Below are 18569 nucleotides of genomic sequence, written 5' to 3'. Positions count from 1 at the left end.
GCCGGGGTGGCGAGGCTGGCGTTGGCCGCGTCGCGCATGATCTCGCTGGGGATCAGCCGGCCGGAGCGGTAACCGATGCCGATGCCGGCGATCAACACGAAGATCGCCCCGAAGGTCTGCAACGAGCCGAGCAGGGCGCCGCCGAGACCGAGCAGCGGCGCCGCGATCATCAACATCACCCCGTCGCCCATGCTGAACATCCCCGAGCGGGCCACCGACCAGCCGGTAAGGGCCCAGCCCACGCTGTAGCAGGTCGCGCCGACCAGCACCAGGGTCTGGGCGGTGGTGCCGAAGACCGGGGTCTGCTCCGCCAGGCCGGCGAAGGGCAGCATGAGCACCGTGCCGGCGATGCTGACCAGCAACCCGGCGGCGGCCACCCGGCGGCTGCGGGTCGCGGCCAGCAGCCCGGTCAGCGCGAGCAGGGCGAGCAGCCCGAGCCAGACCGCGCCCACCCAGCCGAGCAGGTACAGCGGGCGGCCGTCGGCCGGGTACGGGTCGTTGCCCACCCCGCCGTCGCTGGCCATCGCCACCACGCCGTAGAGCACGGCGTACGCGGGCAGCAGCCACACCGCCGCCCGGGCGAAGCGGCGCACCGACCAGGCCCAGCTGGCGTTGGTGGCGGGGCCGGCCGGTCCCGGGTCGCCCACGAAGGGCAGCACCCCGAATCCCCCGCCGGTACGCCGGCTGCCGAGCGGCCCGGTGGGGTCGTGCGCCCCGGGGACCGGGTCCGTGGACCACACCCGCTTCGCCGGATCCTTCATGCGTCACCTCGCACATCCGACGAGCGGCGCGGGACGCCCCCCGGTGTCCGCTGCCTGGTCACCGCCCGTCCTCGCACCGATGGTGGCAGCGGTCGGGGCGGGCATGAGGGGCTTTCGCGTTATTCCCCGGGCCGCCCGGCGGCCACCACCAGGCGAAACGCGCCACGATCGGGCCGGGCGTGCCGGATGTCCCGAAACGGGAACGGGCCGCCAGGCGTGCTCCGCGGAGGAACACCCCTGGCGACCCGGGTCGCCGTACCGGTCAGCCGCGCTCGCGCTGGTCGGCCGTGTCGTTGAGCAGGCTCGCCGGGGAGACCGGCTCGGGCGCCGGCAGCCCCTGCGGCTTGCCGCCGGTGGCCTGCGCCTCGGCGACCCGTACCTCGTCGTGGATCTGCTGGGCCGCGGCGGCCGCCGCCTGCGCGGCCTCGGCCGCCTCGCGCTCGACCTCGCTCGCCCCGTCGGCGGCCTCCGGCGCCGGCTCGTCGCCGACCATCCGGCTCAGCCCGCCGAGCGCGCCGCCCATCCCCTCCAGGGCCTTGGTCAGCTCCGCCGGCACGATCCAGACCTTGTTCGCGCTGCCGTTGGCGATCTGCGGCAGGGCCTGGAGGTACTGGTAGGCGAGCACCTTCTGGCTCGGGTTGGCCTGGTGGATGGCGTCGAAGACGGTCCGGATCGCCTTGGCCTGGCCCTCGGCCTGGAGGATCCGGGCCTGCCGGTCACCGTCGGCGCGCAGCACCGCGGCCTGCTTCTCACCCTCGGCGGTGAGGATCTGCGACTGCTTGTGACCCTCGGCGTTGAGGATGGCGGCACGGCGGTCCCGCTCGGCGCGCATCTGCTTCTCCATCGAGTCGCGGATGCTCGGCGGCGGCTCGATCGCCTTGATCTCCACCCGGGTGACCTTGATGCCCCACCGGCCGGTGGTCTCGTCGAGCACGCCCGACAGGTGCCGGTTGATCTCCTCCCGGCTGGTCAGCGCGCGCTCCAGGTCGAGCGAACCGATCACGTTGCGCAGCGTGGTGACGGTGAGCTGCTCGATCGCCTGGAGGAAGTTCGAGATCTCGTACGTGGCCCGGACCGAGTCGACCACCTTGAAGTAGAGGACCGTGTCGATCGAGACCACCAGGTTGTCGGAGGTGATCACCGGCTGGGGCGGGAAGCTGACCACCTGCTCGCGCATGTCCACCTTGGTACGCACCGCGTCGATGAACGGCACCAGGAGGTTGAGCCCCGGGTTCAGCGTGCGCTTGTACTTGCCCAGTCGCTCCACCACGTCCTGGCGCTGCTGCGGCACGATCCGCACCGCCTTGGCCAGGGTGACCACCGCGATCAGCGCCACGGCTATCAGCAGGACCGGGAACACGAGTTCCATGTACTCACCTTTTCGCTTCGGGTAGCTCGCCGGAAGAAGAAACGTCGTCCCGCCAGACCAGGGCGGTCACACCCCGGACCTGGATCACCTGCACCCGTTCACCCGGGTCGAAGACCTGACCCGCGTCGTACGAGCGGGCACTCCACAACTCACCGTCGATCTTGACGAGGCCGCTGTCGGCGTCGACCCGCTCCAGCACCAGCGCGCTGCTGCCCTCGATCGCCTCGACTCCGAACGGCTGCTCGCCACTGGCCAGCGCGGAGCGCTGGTGCCGGCGCAGGGTCGGCCGGACGGCCAGCACGGTCAGCGCCGACACCCCGGCGAAGACGATCGCCTGCACCCCGACCGGCGCCCCCAGCGCCGCCGCACCCGCCGCGGCGAAGGCACCGGCCGCGAACATGATCAGGAAGAGCGTCGTCGTGAAGACCTCAGCGACGGCCAATACCACACCCAGCACGATCCACAGCACGGCGTCCACCCTTAGATCGTGACACGGAAATGCACGCGCGACCTCTTCGCCATGATCAGTAAGCTCGACGGCACCCGCACCGCCGGCCGACCGAGGAGACGCCGTGGCCCTGCTGCTGCCGGAGACCGCCCGGAAGATCGACGAACTGGTCGCCGCGGCGCAGTCCGCCGGCCGTACGCCGTCGCTGGTGATCGGGGTGGTACGCGACGGTGCGCTGGCCCACCTCGCCACCGCGGGCGAGCACCCCCGCCCGGACGCGGACCTGCAGTACCGGATCGGCTCGATCAGCAAGACGATGACCGCCACCCTGGTGCTGCAGGAGCGCGACGCCGGGCGGCTGCGGCTGGACGACCCGCTGGCGGAGCACCTGCCCGGCACCGCGGTCGGCTCGCTCACCCTGCGCCAACTGCTCGGGCACGCCAGCGGCCTGCAGCGCGAGCCCGACGGGCCGTGGTGGGAGCGCGCCGAGGGCGTCGACCTGGCCACCCTGCTGCGCGGCGTCACCGCCGACAAGATCGCCTACCCGCCGCACCGCTGGTACCACTACTCCAACCTGGCGTACGGGCTGCTCGGCGGGGTGCTGGAGCGGATCACCGGCACCCCCTGGGCCGACCTGCTGCGGCAGCGGATCCTGGAGCCGCTCGGCATGCGCCGCACCACGTACGCGGCGACCGAGCCGTTCGCCCGTGGCTACGTGGTGCACCCGTGGCACGACACGCTGCGGGAGGAGCCGCGTACCGACACCCGGGCGATGGCCCCGGCCGGGCAGCTCTGGTCCACCGTCGAGGACCTGGCCCGGTGGGCCGCCTTCCTGGCCGACCCCGACCCGCGGGTGCTGGCCGCGGAGACGCTGACCGAGATGTGCGCGCCGGTGGTGATCAGCGACCTCGACTCGTGGAGCGGCGGGCACGGCCTGGGCCTGGAGCTGTACCGGGAGGGCGAGCGGGTGTACGTGGGGCACGGCGGCTCGATGCCCGGCTACGTGGCCGCCCTGGCGGTGCACCGCCCGTCCCGCACCGCCGTGGTCGGCTTCGCCAACTCGTACGGCTTCCGCAGCGGCGGGATCGGCTCGCTCGGGCAGCGGGCGCTCACCGCCGTGCTGGACGCCGAGCCGGCGTTGGCGCGGCCCTGGCAGCCGACCGCCGCGGCCCCGCCGGCCGGGGTGGCCGAGGTGACCGGCCGGTGGTGGTGGATGGGGGTCACCCTCGACCTGACCTGGGACGCCGCCGCCGGCGAGCTGGTGGCCCACGTACGCGGCGAGCGGGTGAGCCGGTTCGCCCCGGAGGGGACGGACCGCTGGCGCGGTCGTTCCGGCCCGGAGAACGGCGAGCTCCTCGCCGTGCTCCGCGACGACACCGGCCAGGTGGCAGCCCTCGACATCGCCACCTTCCTCTTCACCCGAACCCCCGACCAGGAACCCTGACCCGCGTCCCCGAACCCAGCACCACCACGGCGGCGGCGGCCAAGATCACGCAACATCCTGGATGTAGTGCCCTCGCAGCAACGCAGCGAGGCCACTACATCCAGGATCGAGCACGATCTTGAACAGTGGCGCGCACCGCAACGCACGGGCAGGGACGAGTGGCGCGCACCGCAACGCACGGGGCAGGGAGGACACCCGACGGGCCGGGGGCCGCCGTGCCCGGCGGAGGGATCAAGCCTGACCGCCCGGAGCCGGGCACGGCGGCCCCCGGCCTCGAGCGCAACCAACCCCCAGGCCAAGGAGCCGAGACGGCGCCCCGGCCCTGAGCGCGCAACCACCCGACCCGCGCGCCCCGGTCAGGCCGGCTCGGTGACGAAGTCGATGAGGCGTTCCATCGCGTTGATCAGCGGCGTCTCCACGTCGGCGAAGCTGTCGACCCGGGACAGGATGTGCCGCCACATGTCCGCCGGCTCGGCCACCCCGAGGGCCGCGCAGACGCCCTCCTTCCACGGCCGCCCCGGTGGTACCACCGGCCACGCCGGGATGCCCAGCGCCTTCGGCTTGACCGCCTGCCACACGTCGACGTACGGGTGCCCGGTGACCAGCACGTGCGGGGACGTCACCTGGGCGACGATCCGGCTCTCCTTGGAGCCGGGCACCAGGTGGTCGACCAGCACGCCGAGCCGCCGGCCGGGGCCGGGGGCGAACGCGCGCACCTCGACGTCGAGCGCGTCGATGCCGTCCAGCGGCTCCACCACCACGCCCTCGATCCGCAGGTCGTCGCCCCAGATCCGCTCCACCAGGGCGGCGTCGTGGATGCCCTCCACCCAGATCCGGCTGGCCTTGGCGACCTGGGCGCGTACCCCGTCGACCGCGATCGAGCCGGAGGCGGTGCGGCGGCGGGCGGCCGGGACCGGGGCGCGGGCCGGGCGGCGCAGCGTCACCGGCTGGCCGTCGAGCAGGAACGCGGCCGGCAGCAGCGGGAAGTTGCGCCGGCGCCCGTGCCGGTCCTCCAGCACCACCGCACCGGACTCGAAGCCGACCACCGCGCCGCAGAACCCGGATTCGGCGTCCTCGACCACGAGGTCCGGTTCCGCGTCCACCTCGGGGGTGACCTTCCGCCGCCGCCAGTCCCCCGCCAGCACGTCGTCCGCATACCGCCCAGCCATGCCGATCAAGCTAACCGGCTGCCCGCACCCCCGCACCCGACACGCCGACGGTCGGCGGGCAGGTCGAACATGCGGTCCGGGGCGGCCGGCAAACCCGGCGGAAATCGACGATCCGCCCACCACAATGCCATGATCGACGGCAGAAGGAACGGTCGGAGCGGCAGTCGAGACAGGGGCGGCGGGGACCACGTACCCTTTTCGGCATGTCCACCCCCGCAGCGGGTGCGGCCACACTCGCGCCGCGCCGGTCGAGCCGGTTCGTCGCCTGGGTGCGCGCGTGGCGCGCCGGGCTGGTCCCCTTCGACGAGGTCGCCGACGCGATCGCCGGAGCCGAGGAGCACCTCGTCGCGGACGCGCCCGGCACCTGGCGGGACGTGTCGCTGCGCGACGCGCTGCCCACCCTGGCCAAGCTCTCGCCGGACGAGATCCGGCTGGTGCTGCCCGCGCCGGGCGACCCGCGCGGGCTGCCCGGGCCGGGCGACTTCGCCGGCGCGGCGCTGCTCGCCGGTGAGGCGGTGGTGGCCGGGGGCCTCGGGCTGATCCCCGAGGTACGCACGCACACCTCCGGCTCCGGCGACACCTTCGAGACGGTGCTGTGGCGGGTCTATCCGCTGCCGGCGGACGCGCCGGCGGCCTCGCTGGCGCTGCCCGGGGCGGCCGAGGCCGAGGCGGAACTGGCCGCGGCGCTGGCCGAGACCACCGCGGCGCTGACCCGGCTCGACGTGGCGCAGTGGCGGCCCGAGCTGGCCGGGGCGCTGGAGGCGCTGCGCCGGCCGGACGGCACCACCGACCTGCCGCCCGGGTTCGACCCGCGGGCCCGCCGGCTCTTCGCCCGGGCCGCCGTGCTGGACCGGGTGCTCGCCCTGGCTGGGCACGCCGCGCCGGGCGGGGCGATCAACAACTACGAGGCCCAGCAGCGCGACGCCGCGCTGCGCCCGCTCACCGCGGCCTGCCGGCAGGCGCTGGTCGCCGCCTGCAACGCCCCGCTGCGCCCCTGACGGGACGCACGCCGATGGCCGAGACGCGGCCGGCGCGGACGCTGACGGCCGCCGGTCAGACCTCGTCGAGCAGGTCGGCGACGGAGTCGACGATCCGCGACGGCCGGTACGGGTAGCGCTCCGCCTCCGCGCGGGTGCTGATCCCGGTCAGCACCAGGATGGTCTCCAGCCCGGCCTCCAGGCCGCAGAGGATGTCGGTGTCCATCCGGTCGCCGATCATCGCTGTCGACTCGGAGTGCGCGTCGATGGTGTTCAGCGCCGAGCGCATCATCATCGGGTTCGGCTTGCCGACGAAGTACGGCTCCACCCCGGTCGCCTTGGAGATCATCGCGGCGACCGAGCCGGCGGCCGGCAGCGCCCCCTCCACCGACGGGCCGGTGGCGTCCGGGTTGGTGCAGATGAACCGCGCCCCGTCGTTGATCAGCCGGATCGCCTTGGTGATCGCCTCGAAACTGTAGGTGCGGGTCTCGCCCAGCACCACGTAGTCCGGCGCGAAGTCGGACAGCACGTAGCCGACCGCGTGCAGCGCCGTGGTCAGCCCGGCCTCCCCGATCACGTACGCGGTGCCGCCCGGCCGCTGGTCGGCCAGGAACTGCGCGGTGGCCAGCGCGGACGACCAGATCGCCTCCTCCGGCACGTCGAGCCCCATCCGGCCGAGCCGGGCCCGCAGGTCCCGCGGGGTGTAGATGGAGTTGTTGGTCAGCACCAGGAACGGCTTGCCGGACGCGCGGAGCTTCTTGACGAACTCCGGCGCGCCGGGCACCGGCTGCCCCTCGTGCACGAGCACGCCGTCCATGTCGGTCAGCCAGCTCTCCACGGTCCTGCGCTCATGCATGGTGTCGTCCCAGGGGTCGTCGGGGCGGATCGTCCGCCGGAGGTCAGGAGGGGCGGCGGGTGGGCACGCAGCACACCGTCGGGCAGGTGTCCCACATCGGCAGCTCGCCGAGGCGGCGGCGCCGGGTGACTCCGTCCGGCTCGATCCGCTCCAGGACCAGCTCGCGCACCATCGCCACGAACCGCGGATCGGTGCCGGGGGTGCCGGCCCGGACGAAGTCCAGGCCGTGCTGCTTGGCCGTCTGGCGCGCCTCGGTGTCCAGGTCCCACACCACCTCGAGGTGGTCGGAGACGAAGCCGATCGGGCTGACCACCACGGCGGTGGTGTCGCCGGCGGCGGCCAGCGCGGCCAGGTGGTCGTTGACGTCCGGCTCCAGCCACGGCACCTGCGGCGGGCCGGAGCGGCTCTGCCAGACCAGGTCCCAGGGCAGGTCCGGGGCGGCCGCCGCGTGGACCAGCCGGGCCACCTCGTGCAGCTGCGCCTCGTACCGGCCGCCGTGCGGGCCGGCGTTGGCGGCCATCGAGGTCGGCACGGAGTGGGCGGTGAAGACCAGCCGGGTGCCGGCCCGGCTGGCCGGGTCGAGCTGGGCCAGGGCCGACCGGACGGCGTCCACGTGCGGCTCGACGAACCCGGGGTGGTCCCAGAACTGGCGCAACTTGTCGATCAGCGGGGCGTCCGGGCCGACCGCGGCGCGGGCCGCGGCGATGTCGTCCTGGTACTGCCGGCAGGACGAGTAGCCGCCGAACGCGCTGGTGACGAAGGCGAGCGCCCGGGTCACCCCGTCGTCGCGCATCTGGGTGACGGTGTCCGCGAGCATCGGGTGCCAGTTGCGGTTGCCCCAGTAGACCGGCAGGTCGAGGCCGTGGGCGGCGAAGTCGGCCCGGATCGCGGCGAGCAGGTCCCGGCTCTGCTGGTTGATCGGGGAGACCCCGCCGAAATGCTGGTAGTGCTCGGCGACCTCGGCCAGCCGCTCCGGCGGCACGCCCCGGCCCCGGGTGACGTTCTGCAGGAACGGCATCACGTCCTCCGGCCGTTCCGGGCCGCCGAAGGACACCAGCACCACCGCGTCGTACGCCATGGGGCCCATTCTTCCCCGCGGCCCGCGCCGGGTCGGTGACGCCCCCGGAATGCGTGAGCCGGGCGACCCCGGCGGCGGCCGGCGCCCCGGGGTGCCCGGGGCGCCGGTCGGCGCGGCTCAGGCGCCGATGGCGTGGTAACCGCCGTCGACGTGCACGATCTCGCCGGTGGTGGCCGGGAACCAGTCGGAGAGCAGCGCCAGGCAGGCCCGGGCGGTCGGCTCCTGGTCGGTGAGGTTCCAGCCCAGCGGGGCACGCTCGGCCCAGGCGTCCTCGAACTGCTCGAAGCCGGGGATCGACTTCGCGGCCATGGTGCGCAGCGGCCCGGCGGCGACCAGGTTGCTCCGGATGCCCTGCTTGCCCAGGTGCAGGGCCAGGTAGCGGGAGGCGGACTCCAGCCCGGCCTTGGCCACGCCCATCCAGTCGTAGACCGGCCACGCCTTGGTGGCGTCGAAGGTCAGGCCGACCACCGCGCTGCCGGGGGACATCAGCGGCAGCGCCGCCATCGCGAGGGACTTGTACGAGTACGTGGAGACCTGCAGCGCGGTGGCCACGTCCTCCCACGGGGCGTCGAGGAAGCCGCCGCCGAGGCAGCTCTGCGGGGCGAACCCGATCGAGTGCACCACCCCGTCCAGGCCGTCGACGTGCTCGCGCACCTTGTCGGCGAGCCCGGCGAGGTGCTCGGCGTTGGTGACGTCCAGTTCGATCACCGGGGCCGGCTCGGGCAGCCGCTTGGCGATCCGCTCCACCAGGGAGAGCCGGCCGAAGCCGGTGAGCACGACCTGCGCGCCGTTCTCCTGGGCGAGCTTCGCCACCGAGAAGGCGATCGAGGCGTCGGTGATCACGCCGGTGACGAGCAGCCGCTTACCGGCCAGCAGTCCGGACATACAGGAGTTCCTCCGTACTTTCTCGAGTGACCGGTGCTCAGTGACCCATGCCCAGGCCACCGTCGACCGGGATCACCGCGCCGGAGACGTACCCGGCGCTGTCCCCGGCCAGCCAGGTGACCACCGCGGCGACCTCGTCCGGGCTGGCCATCCGGCCCGCCGGGATCGACTTGCGGATCTCCGCCCGGCGCTCCTCGGTCAGCACGGCGGTCATGTCCGTGTCGATGAAGCCGGGCGCCACCACGTTCGCGGTGATGTTGCGGCTGCCCAGCTCGCGGGTGATCGAGCGGGCCACCCCGACCAGGCCGGCCTTGCTGGCGGCGTAGTTGACCTGCCCGGCGCCGCCGGAGAGGCCGACCACCGAGGAGATGAAGATCATGCGGCCCCACTTGGCCCGCAGCATCTTGCCCGAGGCGCGCTTGGCGCACCGGTAGGCGCCGGTCAGGTTGGTGTCCAGCACGCCGGTGAACTGCTCCTCGGACATCCGCAGCAGCAGCGTGTCGTCGGTGATGCCGGCGTTGTTGACCAGCACCTCGACCGGCCCGAGCTCGGCCTCGATGGCGGTGAAGGCGGCGTCGACCGAGTCGGCGTCGGTGACGTCGCACCGGACCCCGAACAGCCCTTCCGGCGGCTCGCCGCTGCGGTGGGTCACCGCCACCCGGTCGCCCTGCTTGGCGAAGGCCTGCGCGATGGCCAGGCCGATCCCCCGGTTACCTCCGGTAACCAGCACTGTTCGAGCCACGGTGGGTTCCTCTCCGAAGATCGTGCGGCTTGGAGACTAGGCGTTACCGCACGGTAATCACTAACCCGCCCGACGTCATACCCTGGTACGACCCACGGGATCACCCTGCGGAAGCACGACCCGGCCGGCGCGCCCAACTACCCTGCGGAGGGTGGATCTCCGTCGCCTGCGGGATGCCCTGGCGGCCCTGCGCCGCACCTTCGCCGGGCCGGACTACCCGGCGGTCCGGCTACCACTGCGACGCTGGCCCCGGGCAGCCGCGTTCGCTCCGACCGTTGGGCTGCTGGTGCTGCTCGCGCTGAGCCTGATCACCGCGCAGTACCTGCTCGACTCGCGGAAGTTGCCCGTCGCCACCGCATGGCTGATCGCGGTCCTCACCGTCGCACCGCTGCCGCTCCTGCTGGCCCGGCCGCTGCTGGCCTGGCGGATCATGTTCCTCGGGCAGTTGTTCGGCACGTTCAACCGGCGCCCGACCGACGACTGGCCGTGGAGCCCCACCCAGATCCTGATCATCTTCGCGGTGCTGATCGTCGTGGCCGCCCGGGTCGACAGGGCCGTGCTGGCCTGGGTCGGGCTGTTCAGCCTCCTCCCGGTCTGGATCTTCGTCTCGCCGAACAACCAGGTCGGCGTCAGCCTGCTGTTCCTGATGCTGCTCATCGTCGGCGACCTGGTGGGGCGCAACGTCCGCACCAGGCGGGCACTGGCCGAGCAGGCCGAGCTGAGCGAACTGGAGAAGGCGCGGCGGGCGGTGCTGGAGGAGCGCACCCGGATCGCCCGGGAACTGCACGACGTGGTCGCCCACCACATGTCGCTGATCGCGGTGCGGGCGGAGACCGCCCCGTACCGGCTCGACGCCGTGCCGGAACCCGCGCAGGCCGAGTTCACCGCCATCGCCGGCGCCGCCCGGGAAGCGCTGACCGACATGCGCCGGCTGCTCGGCGTGCTGCGCAGCGAGTCGGCGGATCCGGAGACCGCGCCCCAGCCCGGGCTGCCGGACGTTCCGGCGCTGGTCGAGGCCGCCCGGCGGGCCGGCATGACGGTGACCCTGGAGGTCGACGTGCCCGCCGAACCGCCGGCGCCGGTCGGGCTGGCCGCGTACCGGATCGTGCAGGAGGCGCTGGCCAACGCCGCCCGGCACGCGGCCGGCACCGAGGTGCGGGCGACGATCCGGGGCGCGGCCGGCGCGTTGCAGGTCCGGGTGGCCAACGACCGCGGCGACGGCCCGACCACCGCGGGCGGCGGCCGACCCGGGCACGGGCTGACCGGGATGCGGGAACGCGCCGTGTCGCTGGGCGGTACGTTCACCGCCGGGCCGACCGACGACGGCGGGTACGCCGTGCTCGCGGTGCTGCCCTGCGACGGGGAGGACGGGATGGGATGATCCGGGTGCTGATCGTCGACGACCAGGCGATGGTCCGGCAGGGCTTCGGCGCGCTGCTGGCCGCCCAGCCGGACCTGCTGGTGGTGGGCGACGCCGCCGACGGGGCGCAGGCGGTCGAGGCGGCCCGCCGGCTCGACCCCGACGTGGTGCTGATGGACGTGCGGATGCCGGTGCTGGACGGCCTGGCGGCCACCCGCAAGCTGCTCGGCGACCGCCCCGCCGACCGTCCCCGGGTGCTCATCCTGACCACCTTCGACCTGGACGACTACGTCTACGAGGCGCTGCGCGCCGGGGCCAGCGGCTTCCTGCTCAAGGACGCCCCGGCCGCCGACCTGGTGCACGCGGTCCGGGTGGTGGCCGGCGGCGACGCGCTGCTCGCCCCGGCGGTCACCCGACGGCTGATCGCCGAGTTCGCGGCCCGGCCCGAGCGGCGGCGCCCGCGCCCCACCGAACTGGCCGCGTTGACCCCGCGGGAGACCGAGGTGCTGCGGCTGATCGCCCGCGGTCGGTCGAACACCGAGATCGCCGCCGACCTGGTGGTCGCCGAGCAGACCGTGAAGACCCACGTCGGCCGGATCCTGGCCAAGCTGGGCCTGCGCGACCGCGCGCAGGCCGTGGTGCTGGCGTACGAGGCGGGTCTGGTGGCCGCCGGGGAGTAGCTCCCCGGTACCGGGTCGAGGACGGCTCCCCGGGGTGACGCGCCGGCGGTGCCCGACACCGCACGCTGCCCACCGTGACCGACACGGAGGGAGCACGGTGATGCGGTGCAAAGGTGTGCTGCGGGCGGCGGTGGCCGCGCTGCTCGGCGCCGGGGTGGTGCTGCCGGACCGGCCGGCCCCGGTGGCCGCGGCCGGGTTCGTCGAGCGGTACCCGGACACGGCGGCGGCGATGCGGGCCGCCGGGCCGCCGTACGCCGACTGGGCGCAGCGCGGCCGACGGTTCCTGGCCTTCGACCCGCGCGGCGACGGGCTGGCCGTCGAGGTGCTCGGCGACCTGGCCGGCGCGGACCGGATAGCGGTGCTGGTGCCCGGAGTGGGGAGCACGCTGCGCGACTTCGACCGAGGGCTGGGCGGGGTGGCCCGGCGCGCGCCGGCGGTGCAGGCCGCCGAGCTGCGCGCGGCGCTGCGGTCGGCCGACCCCGGCGCCCGGGTCGCCGTGCTCGCCTGGCTCGGCTACGACCCGCCCGACGGGGTACTCACGGCGGCCGGGACGACCGCCGCCCGGCGGGGCGCCGCCGCCCTGTCCGACCTGCTCGCCGAGCTGGGCGCGCGCCGGCCGCGCGCCCGGGTCACCCTGGTCGGGCACAGCTACGGCGCGCTGGTGGTCGGGCTGGCCGCGAGACGGGCGCCGGCACAGGTGACCGACGTGGTGACGCTCGGCGGAATCGGCGCCGGCACCGACCGGGCGGATCTGCTCGGCCGGGTACGGGTCTGGGCGGCGGAGGCGGAGACGGACTGGATCCGCCGGGTGCCCCCGCTGCGTCTGCCCGGGCTGGGGCACGGGATCCGGCCGGCCGACCCGGCCTTCGGCGCCCGGCCGCTGCCGGTCACCGGGGTGAGCGGGCACGACCGGTACCTGAGCCCGGACGCGGCCACCCTCGACGCGGTCGCGTCGGTGGTGCTCACCGGCACCGTCGACGCCGCGACGGCGGGCGGAGCGGCCCGGTGAGCCGGGACGGCGCGGTCGACGCGCTGCGGGCGTACGCGGTGGGCGGGGTGGTGCTCGGGCATTGGCTGGTCACCGGCCTGGTGCTCGCCCCGGACGGCACGCTGACCCAGGCCAGCCCGCTGACCGCGATGCCGTCCCTGGCGCCGGCCAGTTGGCTGTTGCAGACGCTGGGCCTGTTCTTCTTCGCCGCCGGGTACGCCTCGGCCCGCTCGGCCGCGCGGCAGCCCAGCGGACGCGCCTGGCTCGCCCGCCGGCTGCGCCGGTTGGTGCTGCCCGCCGTGGCGCTGCTGGGCATCGGTGCGGCGGTGCTGCTGGCCGCCACCGTGCTGGGCACCCCGGACGGCACGCTGTCGGTGGCGCTGACGCTGGCGGTCAGTCCACTGTGGTTCCTGCTGCCGCTGCTCGTCCTGGTGGCGCTGACCGCGCCGCTGCGCGCCGCCGTACGCCGGTGGGGTGCGCTGCGCTGCGCCGCCCCGGCGGTGGCCGTGGTGGCCGTGGCCGACCTGGCCGGCCGGCTGCACCCCGCCGTTCCCGGGCGGCTGCCGGTCGCCGTGCTGGCCGCCTGGGCGGTGCCCTACCTGCTGGGGCTGGCGCACGCCGACGGCCGGCTCACCGGCCGGCGGGTCGCGCTGGGGCTGGCCGGCGCCGGGGCCGCCGGGCTGGCCGGCCTGATCGCGCTCGGCTACCCGGTCAGCGCGGTGGGGGTGCCCGGCGCGGCGGTGTCCAACCTGCACCCGCCGTCGCTGTTCGCGGTGGCGCTGGCGGTGACCCAGGTCGGGGTGGGTCTGGCGGTCCGGCCGACGCTGGCCCGGCTGACCCGGCGGCCGTTGGCCGGGTGGGCGGTGGGCGCGGTCAACCGGCACGCGGTGCGGGTCTACCTCTGGCACCAGCCGGTGCTGGTCGGGGTCACGGTGCTGGCCGCCCGCGCCGGAGCCGCCCTGCCCGGGCTGCACACCGCGCCGGACGGCCCCGGCTGGCTGGTGGCCCGGCTCTGCTGGTTGCCGGTGCTGGCCGCCGTGCTGCTGGTGCTGGTCCGCGGCCGGGCGTCCGGCCGCGCGGCGTCCGCCCGGCCGGCCGGACACCCACCGATGGACGGCGTCGCGCGCCCGGTCGGCTGAGTGCGGGGGCCCGCATCGGCGGGTGTACGATGATCCGCGTTTGCGGGCCGTTGTGCGGCCCGCGTTCCGGGCCCCGCCGACCGCAGGAGGTGATCGCTGTGCGAGATAGCGATCCTCCCAGTCGTGGCCGGGCCGAACGTCCGCTCCGCTGAGCCACGACTCAGCAGGTGAGCTGACCCGATCCCGCTCCCGCACCGCCCGCTCTCCGGCCACCCGCCGGGGCGGCCGTGCCGCGCCGCCCACCGGGCCGGCGCTCCGGGAGCCGCCCGGTCACGACTTCGTGTGTGCGTCCTGATCCACCCGCACGGTCCGCGCCCCCGCCCGCCGGGCCGTCCAGCCGCCACCCGGAGCTGACCATGAGCCGCTACCTCGCCCCGCTGGGCTTCACCCTCGCCGCCGTCTGGGTCGCCGTCGTCTTCGTACTGGCCGGCGCGGGTCACTGACCCGCGCCGGCCGGCCGGTCGGCGCGCCCCGGCCACGACGGGCGGGCGCGCCGCCGGTCACAGCATCCGGGAGGACCAGAGCAGGCTGAGCGCCCCCGCGCAGAGGGCGAGCAGCAGGGCGATCCCGGCGTACCACTGGGTGATCTCCCGGGGCTGGGTACGGAACCCGATCGAGCTGCCCATGTCCTGGTAGACCTGCTTCAGTTCGCTCACCGAGGCCGCCTCGTAGAAGTAGCCCTCGGTGGTCTCCGCCAGCTCGGCCAGGGCCAGCCGGTCCACCGGCACCCGCTGGAGCTGACCGCCGATGTCCACCTGACCGGCGTCGGTGCCGAAGGCGATGGTGGAGACCGGCACGTTGGCCGCCTGCGCCGCGGCCGCCGCCTCCTCCACCGACCGGCCCGAGGTGCGGAAACCGTCGGAGAGCAGCACGATGCGCGCCGGCGGGATCCCGGCGGCACCGTCGGCGGGCACCGAGCGGATCGCCTCCAGGCAGGTGAAGACGGCCTCCCCGGTCGCTGTCGCCTCGGCCAGCACCAGCCCGTCGATCGCGCTGGTCACCGCCTCCCGGTCCTTGGTCGGCGGGACCAGCACGTTGGCCGCCTTGGCGAAGGAGACCAGCCCCAGGTTGTAGGTCTCGGGCAGCTCGCCGACGAACTGCTTGGCCGCCTCCTGGGCCGCCTCCAGCCGGTTCGGCGCCACGTCGTCGGCCTGCATGGACAGCGACACGTCGATGGCGAGCATGACCGTCGCCCGTTCCAGCGGCTGCTTGGTGTCCACCGCCGGCCGGGCCAGCGCGGTGGCCAGCACCAGCAGGCAGAGCAGGAACGCGGTGGCCGGCACGTGCCGCCGCCAGCCCAGCCCCTTCGGGGCGAGGGTGCGCAGCAGGTCGACGTTGGTGAACCGGACGGCGTACGCCCGGCGGTGCAGCTGCCGCCAGACGTAGAACGCGGCCAGCGCGAGCACCGGCAGCACGGCCAGCAGCCACCACGGTTGCAGAAAACGGATCATCGTGTCGTCCCCCGGGTGCGGGCGTGCCGCTGCGCGGCCACGAAGCGCACCATGTCCAGCAGCCAGTCTCGGTCCGTACGCAGTCGCAGGTGGGCGGCGCCGGCGGAGCGCAGCGCGGCGGAGATCTCCGCGCGCTGGGCGGTCGCCGCCGCCGCGTAACGGTGCCGCAGCGCCGGGTCGGCGGTCTGCACCTCGTGCAGCTCGCCGGTCTCCGGGTCGACCACCGGCAGCACCCCGACGTCGGGCAGCTCCAGCTCCCGCGGGTCGACCACCTCGACGGCCAGCACGTCGTGCCGGACCCGCAGCTTGCGCAGCGGCCGGACCCACTGCGCCGGCGGCGCGAGGAAGTCGGAGACCACCACCGCGACGCCCCGCCGCCGGGGCGGCCGGTTCAACATGTCGACCAGCCGGCCCAGGTCACCGCGCCCCGGGCGGATCTCGGTGCCGGCGATCGCCCGCAGCAGGCCCTGCGCCTCCTTGCGCCCCGACCGGGCGGGCAGCCGGGTGTAGACCCCGGGACCGGCGACCGGCGCAGCTGCCCGCCACCGGCCGGTCGGCACCGCGGCACCGCCGCCGCTGCCGATCACCGCGCCGATCCGGTTGCCGCCGCGCACGGTGAGGTGGGCGATCGCCGCCGCGGCGGCCACCACCACGTCGCGCTTGAGCCACTGCCCGGTGCCGAAGTCCAGGCTCGCCGACAGGTCCACCGCCAGCCAGGTCTCCAGCTCCCGGTCGGCCACCGTGCGCCGCACGTGCGGCGTCGTCGTCCGCGCGGTGACCGGCCAGTCCATCCGGCGTACGTCGTCACCGGGGCGGTACTCGCGGGACTCCCCCGCCTCGCTGCCGGGCCCGGGCAGCAGTCCGGCGTAGTCGCCCTGGAGCAGGCCGTCGAGCTTGCGGGTGACCAGCAGTTGGAGCCGGGACAGCACGGCCTCGCTGCGGTCGGCGGGGGCGCCGAGGGGTCGACGGGTGGGTGAGGTCACGGCCGCTGCCCGGGCCAGCCGGCACCCGGCGGGGCGACCGCCGGCGCCGGCGTGGCCTGCTGCCGGGGCGCGACCGAGGGCAGCGGGATGGTGGACAGCACCCGGTGCACCACGTGGTCGGCCGGCACGTCGTCGGCGAGCGCGTCGTAGCTGAGCACCAGCCGGTGGCGCAGGATGTCCGGCGCGATGTCCTGCACGTCCTGCGGCAGCGCGTAGTCCCGCCCGCGCAGCAGGGCCAGCGCCCGGGTGGCCCGGACCAGGCCGAGCGAGGCGCGCGGGCTGGCGCCGTACTGGATGAGCTGGGCCACGTCCGGCATGCCGTGCTCGGCCGGGCTCCGGGTGGCCAGCACCAGCCGGACCGCGTAGTCGACCAGGGCGTTGTGCACGAAGACCTGGTCGGCCTTGCGTTGCAGGGCGATCAGATCCGGGGTGGTGAACACCGGGGTCGGTTCCGGTGCGGCGACGCCCATCCGGTAGACGATCTCCCGCTCCTCCGCGTCGGTCGGGTAGCCGACCACGATCTTCATGAGGAAGCGGTCCCGCTGCGCCTCGGGCAGCGGGTAGACGCCCTCCTGCTCGATCGGGTTCTGCGTGGCCATCACCAGGAACGGGTCCGGCACCCGGTGCGACTCGCCGCCGATGGAGACCTGCCGCTCGCTCATCACCTCCAGCAGCGCCGACTGCACCTTGGCCGGCGCCCGGTTGATCTCGTCGGCGAGCAGGAAGTTCACGAAGACCGGCCCCAGCTCGACGTCGAACTTCTCGCTCGACTGCCGGTAGATGCGGGTGCCCATGATGTCGGCCGGCACCAGGTCGGGGGTGAACTGCACCCGGGCGAAGGAGCCGCCGACCACCTTGGCGAGCGTCTCCACGGCGAGCGTCTTGGCCACGCCGGGCACCCCCTCCAGCAGGCAGTGGCCGCGGGCGAGCAGCGCCACGAACATCCGCTCCACCATCCGGTCCTGCCCGACGATCACCCGTTTGATCTCGAACAACGCCCGCTCGAGCAGGGTCGCGTCCTCGGCCGGCGTGGTCGCCGGCGCGGTGGTCTCCGGGCCCGCCCCGTTCGGGGTCGGGACGTCGGGCGTGGTCGGCTGGGCCACCGGTCCTCCACAGCATGGTCGGTCGTCGCGGGGTGGTGCGTATCAAGACTCGCATGCCCGGCTGAGAGCCGAGGTGGGGAGAAGGCGATTTTCGCCGCGCCGTCCCCGCACGTCGAATCGGCGATCACGGGCTTACCGGGACCGCCCCGGCGCGTGTACGATTCACCCCGTCGCCGGGCGGCTCCCCCCGTGGCCGCCCGGCGCTCAATCTTCCGTCCCGCCTAGACTGGCCGGGATGAGCACCCCCTCCCCGTCTGGCGACACCGCCGACCCGGCGCTGATCTGCTCGGCGCGCGGGTGCCGGGCACCGGCGCGGTGGGCCCTGCGGTGGCGCAATCCCCGACTGCACGACGCCGAGCGGCGCAAGACCTGGCTGGCCTGCGCCGAGCACCGGGCCACCCTCGGCGACTTTCTCGACGCCCGGGGCTTCCTGCGGGAGGTCGTACCGGTGTCCGGATCGCCTACGCTCGACGTGTGAGCGCGCACGACGGATGTCCCCGGTGAGCGGTGACGAGCCGAACGGCCCGGCGCCGGCCGAGCCCACCGCAGCACCGGGCGGCCCGACCGCACCGCCCGGCCCGGCGGCCGGTCCCCTCGAACCCTGGCCGGCCACCGTCCGCTGGCAGCCCATCTCGACGGACCTGATCTGGGTGGAGCTGCTCCGGCTGGCCACGATCGTCGGGGTGGTCCTGCTCGGGCTCGGCATCGGCTGGGCACTCAGCGGCCACTGGCTGTTCGGCGCGGCGCTCGGCGCGGTGCTGCTGCTCACCGCGTTGCGCGTGGTGGCCATCGTCCGGGCGGTACGGGCCTGGGGTTACGCCGAGCGGGAGGACGACCTGCTGGTCCGGCACGGGCTGCTGGTCCGGCGGCTGTCGATCGTCCCGTACTCCCGGATGCAGTTCGTCGACGTCAGCGCCGGTCCGCTGGAGCGGGCGTTCGACCTGGCCACCGTGCAGCTGCACACCGCCGCGGCGGCGAGCGACGCCCGGGTGCCGGGGCTGCGTCCGGCCGAGGCGTCGCGGCTGCGTGACCGGCTCACCGCGCTCGGCGAGGACCGGGCGGAGGGCCTGTGAGCGACCCGGTCGGCGGCGGCCCGGACCAGCCCGGCCCGGCCCGGCCGCGGTACGGCGCCGAGC

20 protein-coding genes are annotated in these 18569 nt (G+C 74.8%); 9 read left to right on the top strand and 11 right to left on the bottom strand.

Annotated features, from left to right (window positions below; translation table 11 throughout):
* The 3 genes from DLJ47_RS05170 to DLJ47_RS05160 form a co-directional block, all read right to left on the bottom strand.
* On the bottom strand, positions 1-761 hold a 761-nt coding region (locus DLJ47_RS05170; protein ID WP_109898948.1), incomplete at its 3' end, for a hypothetical protein.
* A gap of 262 nt (positions 762-1023) precedes the next feature.
* Entirely contained in the window at positions 1024-2130 is a 1107-nt protein-coding gene (locus DLJ47_RS05165) for an SPFH domain-containing protein (RefSeq protein WP_109898947.1), read from the bottom strand.
* Positions 2131-2134: 4 nt separating this feature from the next.
* Complete coding sequence (locus DLJ47_RS05160) at positions 2135-2608, bottom strand: NfeD family protein (protein ID WP_109898946.1); 474 nt, start codon at positions 2606-2608, stop codon at positions 2135-2137.
* A gap of 94 nt (positions 2609-2702) precedes the next feature.
* Between DLJ47_RS05160 and DLJ47_RS05155 the strand changes: the two genes are divergently transcribed.
* Positions 2703-4022, top strand: coding sequence for a serine hydrolase domain-containing protein (locus DLJ47_RS05155; RefSeq protein WP_233257665.1), 1320 nt, complete (start codon positions 2703-2705; stop codon positions 4020-4022).
* Between the two features lie 356 nt (positions 4023-4378).
* Here the strand turns inward: DLJ47_RS05155 and DLJ47_RS05150 are convergent, their stop codons facing one another.
* Complete coding sequence (locus DLJ47_RS05150) at positions 4379-5191, bottom strand: DUF3097 domain-containing protein (RefSeq protein WP_109898945.1); 813 nt, start codon at positions 5189-5191, stop codon at positions 4379-4381.
* 203 nt (positions 5192-5394) lie between these two features.
* On the opposite strand from DLJ47_RS05150, the gene DLJ47_RS05145 reads away from it, so the two are divergent.
* Positions 5395-6189, top strand: a complete 795-nt coding sequence (locus tag DLJ47_RS05145; protein WP_109898944.1) for a hypothetical protein — start codon at positions 5395-5397, stop codon at positions 6187-6189.
* Between the two features lie 55 nt (positions 6190-6244).
* Here DLJ47_RS05145 and DLJ47_RS05140 read toward each other — a convergent pair whose 3' ends face one another.
* The 4 genes from DLJ47_RS05140 to fabG all read right to left on the bottom strand — a co-directional run bounded on the left by DLJ47_RS05140 (position 6245) and on the right by fabG (position 9729).
* Positions 6245-7024, bottom strand: coding sequence for an HAD-IIA family hydrolase (locus tag DLJ47_RS05140; RefSeq protein ID WP_109898943.1), 780 nt, complete (start codon positions 7022-7024; stop codon positions 6245-6247).
* 43 nt (positions 7025-7067) lie between these two features.
* Positions 7068-8102, bottom strand: a complete 1035-nt coding sequence (locus DLJ47_RS05135) for a ferrochelatase (RefSeq protein ID WP_109898942.1) — start codon at positions 8100-8102, stop codon at positions 7068-7070.
* A 117-nt stretch (positions 8103-8219) separates the two neighbouring features.
* Positions 8220-8987, bottom strand: coding sequence for an enoyl-ACP reductase FabI (fabI, locus tag DLJ47_RS05130; protein ID WP_109898941.1), 768 nt, complete (start codon positions 8985-8987; stop codon positions 8220-8222).
* Between the two features lie 37 nt (positions 8988-9024).
* On the bottom strand, positions 9025-9729 hold the full coding sequence (gene fabG / locus DLJ47_RS05125; RefSeq protein WP_109898940.1) for a beta-ketoacyl-ACP reductase: 705 nt from the start codon (positions 9727-9729) through the stop codon (positions 9025-9027).
* A 151-nt stretch (positions 9730-9880) separates the two neighbouring features.
* On the opposite strand from fabG, the gene DLJ47_RS05120 reads away from it, so the two are divergent.
* The 5 genes from DLJ47_RS05120 to DLJ47_RS35625 all read left to right on the top strand — a co-directional run bounded on the left by DLJ47_RS05120 (position 9881) and on the right by DLJ47_RS35625 (position 14339).
* Positions 9881-11110 (top strand): sensor histidine kinase, encoded by a 1230-nt coding sequence (locus tag DLJ47_RS05120; RefSeq protein ID WP_109898939.1) that lies wholly within the window; start codon positions 9881-9883, stop codon positions 11108-11110.
* Positions 11107-11769: a response regulator gene (locus tag DLJ47_RS05115; protein WP_109898938.1), complete on the top strand. Its 663-nt coding sequence runs from the start codon at positions 11107-11109 to the stop codon at positions 11767-11769. Before DLJ47_RS05120 ends, DLJ47_RS05115 begins: the two co-directional genes overlap by 4 nt.
* 100 nt (positions 11770-11869) lie before the next feature.
* Entirely contained in the window at positions 11870-12778 is a 909-nt protein-coding gene (locus DLJ47_RS05110) for an alpha/beta hydrolase (protein WP_109898937.1), read from the top strand.
* A complete protein-coding gene (locus DLJ47_RS05105; RefSeq protein ID WP_109898936.1) occupies positions 12775-13896 on the top strand; it encodes an acyltransferase family protein in 1122 nt (373 codons plus the stop codon). The genes DLJ47_RS05110 and DLJ47_RS05105 overlap by 4 nt, the downstream gene beginning before the upstream one ends.
* A 284-nt stretch (positions 13897-14180) precedes the next feature.
* Positions 14181-14339: a hypothetical protein gene (locus DLJ47_RS35625; RefSeq protein WP_157748069.1), complete on the top strand. Its 159-nt coding sequence runs from the start codon at positions 14181-14183 to the stop codon at positions 14337-14339.
* Between the two features lie 57 nt (positions 14340-14396).
* Here DLJ47_RS35625 and DLJ47_RS05100 read toward each other — a convergent pair whose 3' ends face one another.
* The 3 genes from DLJ47_RS05100 to DLJ47_RS05090 are packed head-to-tail and all read right to left on the bottom strand — an operon-like array spanning position 14397 to position 17433.
* Complete coding sequence (locus tag DLJ47_RS05100; RefSeq protein ID WP_109898935.1) at positions 14397-15347, bottom strand: VWA domain-containing protein; 951 nt, start codon at positions 15345-15347, stop codon at positions 14397-14399.
* The gene (locus DLJ47_RS05095) at positions 15344-16348 is read right to left on the bottom strand and encodes a DUF58 domain-containing protein (protein WP_109898950.1); all 1005 of its coding nucleotides are present in this window, start codon (positions 16346-16348) and stop codon (positions 15344-15346) included. Before DLJ47_RS05095 ends, DLJ47_RS05100 begins: the two co-directional genes overlap by 4 nt.
* Positions 16327-17433 carry an AAA family ATPase gene (locus tag DLJ47_RS05090; protein ID WP_109898934.1) on the bottom strand — a complete coding sequence of 369 codons (1107 nt, stop codon included), beginning with the start codon at positions 17431-17433 and terminating at the stop codon, positions 16327-16329. The genes DLJ47_RS05095 and DLJ47_RS05090 overlap by 22 nt, the downstream gene beginning before the upstream one ends.
* Positions 17434-17668: 235 nt before the next feature.
* On the opposite strand from DLJ47_RS05090, the gene DLJ47_RS05085 reads away from it, so the two are divergent.
* Positions 17669-17911: a hypothetical protein gene (locus DLJ47_RS05085; RefSeq protein ID WP_109898933.1), complete on the top strand. Its 243-nt coding sequence runs from the start codon at positions 17669-17671 to the stop codon at positions 17909-17911.
* 22 nt (positions 17912-17933) lie between these two features.
* Positions 17934-18506 (top strand): PH domain-containing protein, encoded by a 573-nt coding sequence (locus tag DLJ47_RS05080; RefSeq protein WP_109898949.1) that lies wholly within the window; start codon positions 17934-17936, stop codon positions 18504-18506.
* Positions 18507-18569: the final 63 nt, after the last annotated feature.

It is taken from the genome of Micromonospora sp. S4605 (genome assembly GCF_003176715.1).
GTDB classification, from domain to species: domain Bacteria; phylum Actinomycetota; class Actinomycetes; order Mycobacteriales; family Micromonosporaceae; genus Micromonospora; species Micromonospora echinaurantiaca.
Note: the sequence above shows the minus strand (reverse complement) of the source record. Positions and strands in the feature narration are given on the sequence as shown.

What these genes read in the sequence shown, in the direction of transcription:
- DLJ47_RS05165 (WP_109898947.1), bottom strand. Translation starts at nt 2,130, where the DNA reads ATGGAACTCGTGTTCCCGGTCCTGCTGATAGCCGTGGCGCTGATCGCG.
- DLJ47_RS05150 (WP_109898945.1), bottom strand. Translation starts at nt 5,191, where the DNA reads ATGGCTGGGCGGTATGCGGACGACGTGCTGGCGGGGGACTGGCGGCGG.
- DLJ47_RS05145 (WP_109898944.1), top strand. Translation starts at nt 5,395, where the DNA reads ATGTCCACCCCCGCAGCGGGTGCGGCCACACTCGCGCCGCGCCGGTCG.
- DLJ47_RS05140 (WP_109898943.1), bottom strand. Translation starts at nt 7,024, where the DNA reads ATGCATGAGCGCAGGACCGTGGAGAGCTGGCTGACCGACATGGACGGC.
- DLJ47_RS05135 (WP_109898942.1), bottom strand. Translation starts at nt 8,102, where the DNA reads ATGGCGTACGACGCGGTGGTGCTGGTGTCCTTCGGCGGCCCGGAACGG.
- fabI (WP_109898941.1), bottom strand. Translation starts at nt 8,987, where the DNA reads ATGTCCGGACTGCTGGCCGGTAAGCGGCTGCTCGTCACCGGCGTGATC.
- DLJ47_RS05115 (WP_109898938.1), top strand. Translation starts at nt 11,107, where the DNA reads ATGATCCGGGTGCTGATCGTCGACGACCAGGCGATGGTCCGGCAGGGC.
- DLJ47_RS05110 (WP_109898937.1), top strand. Translation starts at nt 11,870, where the DNA reads ATGCGGTGCAAAGGTGTGCTGCGGGCGGCGGTGGCCGCGCTGCTCGGC.
- DLJ47_RS05100 (WP_109898935.1), bottom strand. Translation starts at nt 15,347, where the DNA reads ATGATCCGTTTTCTGCAACCGTGGTGGCTGCTGGCCGTGCTGCCGGTG.
- DLJ47_RS05085 (WP_109898933.1), top strand. Translation starts at nt 17,669, where the DNA reads ATGAGCACCCCCTCCCCGTCTGGCGACACCGCCGACCCGGCGCTGATC.